The organism is Okeania sp. SIO2F4, assembly GCF_010672385.1.
Lineage (GTDB): Bacteria > Cyanobacteriota > Cyanobacteriia > Cyanobacteriales > Microcoleaceae > Trichodesmium.
The window spans coordinates 1-3255 of record NZ_JAAHGT010001046.1 but is presented as its reverse complement, the minus strand read 5'-3'; the positions used below and the strand labels follow the sequence as shown (position 1 = coordinate 3255).

The 3255-nt window shown below is 39.9% G+C and carries 1 protein-coding gene; it reads left to right on the top strand.

Features of this window, described 5'->3' with window-relative positions; translation table 11 throughout:
* A partial coding sequence (locus F6K22_RS36855; protein ID WP_293109685.1) for a beta strand repeat-containing protein occupies positions 1-2806 on the top strand: 2806 nt, incomplete at its 5' end.
* Positions 2807-3255 lie beyond the last annotated feature (449 nt).

Below are 3255 nucleotides of genomic sequence, written 5' to 3'. Positions count from 1 at the left end.
TAATTTCAGTGGTTCAGAAAGTTTCACTTATACTGTTTCTGACAGCACGGGGTTAACAGATACAGCAAATGTGACTATTAATGTTACTCCCGTTGCCGACCCTCCAAATTTAGCAGTATCCACACCCACTGTATCAGGTACAGACCAAGACGACCTACCTCTCGGTATCACTGCTAGTTTAGTAGATACAAGCGGTTCGGAAACTATATCTATTACTATTTCAGGAGTACCAGATGGAGCAACTCTCTCAGCAGGAATAGATCAAGGTAATGGCAGTTGGATATTGACTCCAGAGGAATTAGCCAACTTAACTATCTCACCTCCTGGAGACCGAGAGACAGGAACAATATTTAGTTTTGATTTAACAGTTACAGCGACAGCAACTGAAACAGCAAATAATAATACTGCTACTCAAACAGGTACTATATCTGTGGAAGTAGAAGCATTAAATGATGCACCAGTGCTAACAGACTCAGGAGATATCGCCCTAACTACTATCAATGAAAATGAGATTAATAATGTTGGTACTCCCATCGCGGATATTATTGCTGGAGCAGTCACCGATGCTGATGGAGGAGCTAGTAGCGGAGTCGCTATTACTCAAATTGATAATAGTAATGGTCTCTGGCAATATTCCGTTGATAATGGTACAAACTGGGTAGACATTAGTAATAGTAGTACCACTTTATTAACAGCTACAGACAACGATCGCCTACGTTTCGTTCCTAATACTGATTACTTCGGCAATTCCACCATCCAATTCCGTGCGTGGGATACCACCGATGGGAGTAGTAATACAACCCAGTTAACAGAAGTCTCAACTATAGGTGGAACAAATGCTTTTAGTGAAAATCTTGGTTCTGCTAATATCTTAGTAAATGACATTCCCGAAGTTACTAATAATAACGAACTGGTCATCAACCTAGGGGAAACAGGAACTATAAATCAGAATTTATTGCAGACAACTGATGGGGATAACGGTACAAACACCTTTACCTACACAGTCACCACGGAACTAACAGCAGGAATATTGCAACAGTCGGACAACCCGACAAATACTTTCACCCAGGAAGATATCAATAGTGGTTTAGTTATCTATCAACACACTGCTAATAATACAAACGATGACTCATTTAGTTTCCAAGTTATCGATGTTGATGGCGGTCAAGTTACAGACACCTTTAATATTCGAGTGAACGACCCTCCTGTTGGTACGACTACAGACCTAAATGTTACTCTTGGTGAAACGGAAGTTATAGCTACAGAAAATCTCCAATTTATTGACCCCGATGTGGAAACTGCTACCCCTGCTTCCCTACAATATACTCTGACTGAACTGCCGACTTCAGGCGAACTGCAACAGGGAGGGGAAACTTTAGCAGTAGGCAGCACGTTCACTCAAGAAAATCTTGATAATGGGGAAATTATTTATGCAACTACTACTGGCAGTCTTGGTACAGATAGCTTTAACTTCTTAGTGACAGACCAAGAGGGAGGAACTACCACTCAATTGTTAAATATCAATATTGTTGAAGCGAACCGTTCCCCTCAAGTAGAAGCTGATAAAACTGTCACCTTAGAGGAAGATACTACTGCAACCTTAGATATTCCAGCACCCACTGACCCTGATGGGGATACCTTTACTATTACAGTTGACAGTATTCCCAATGCAGAAATAGGGCAAGTAGTATTAGACAATACTACTAATACTGCTCTAACTATTGGTCAACAGTTAACAACAGAGCAACTAACATCATTAACATTTCTTCCTGTTGAGAATGCTAACGGAGATGCTGGAACTTTCAGTTATATAGTTGATGATGGCAATGATGAAAATAATTCCGCTACTCAACTTATTAGTATTGATGTCACTCCTGTCAATGACCCACCCATTGCCGTTAATGATGGACCAGTATTTACTAATTTAGGGAATGAACTGATAATTGACATCTTTGCAAATGACAGTGATGTTGATGGACCAAACGCTTTATCAATTGATGTTCTCAGGGATAATGATCAAATTATTTTAGGTCTTTTGGATGACCAGGGTACTCAGGTTGCATTCAATTCTATCGGAAGTTTGGGAGTTGGTACCGACACCTTTGAATACACGGTTACTGATGGTGCCGATACACTGAATTTAGGTACGGCAACTGTTACAGTAAATGTTCTCGATGTTACAGATGCTGCTGACTCCCTAGTTGGTGGTGAGTCTAATGATAATTTTGATGGCGAATTAGGTGATGATACTCTTGAAGGTTTAGGAGGTAACGACACCTTAGCAGGAAATGATGATAATGACAGCTTAGTAGGTGGTGAAGGTAACGACTCCATCGATGGTGGTGACGGTAATGATACTTTTGTCGGTGGTCTCGGAGTAGATACCCTCTCTGAAACTAATGGCGACAACACCTTTGTTTACACCACTGCTAATGATGGTGGTGGAGCAAACTTTAATGCTGCGGATGCAACTTCTATCGGTACTGCTATTAGTGCTGGTTTGTTCGACCGCATTACTGGTTTTGATGATTTAGGTGTTGTTGGTGGGGATACTTTAGCATTCTCTAGTACAGTGCTTCCTAATTTAGATAACATTGCCACTAACGTACAAACTACAGAGATTTCTGGAAATGTTTTAAATTCCGGAACCCCTGGTTTATTTGCGTATGAAGTAGAAGGCAAAACTTATCTAATTTATGATGCTGATGGGGATAATACAGTTGGTGATGATTCCCAAATTATAGCAGAATTAGATGTTAGTGGGGTTATTGCTCTGGATGTAAATGATGATTTTACTATTATCTAATATCATGTTCCCCAAATATACTTAATATAAAATCCGGTTGAACAGTCGTCATTGCGACGACAGGAAGCAATCTCAGGAGCGCGCGGAGATTCCTTCCTTCCACTCCGTTCCAGTCGCAATGACTTAGGTATATTAATTATCCGGATTTAATATAAGAGTGCTAAAGAGGAATAACTAAAGCTCCAAACATAAGTGTTTGACTAAGAATAATTAATCATTACCGAATTATTAATTATTAATTGTTAATTAAATAATTGTGGTTTAAAGCCTCCCCTTGGATAGGGGAAAAAAGCGGTAGAGGGATGGCGAGGTCTCCCGAAGAGTGCAGAGCCGCTCCGAAGTGCGCCATATCCAATCTACCAAGAGAAGAAATGATATTTCCCAATCTTCAATCCTCTCGGTTTTAACCTTCTTGTAATTATCAATTATCCATTATCAATTATCAATTA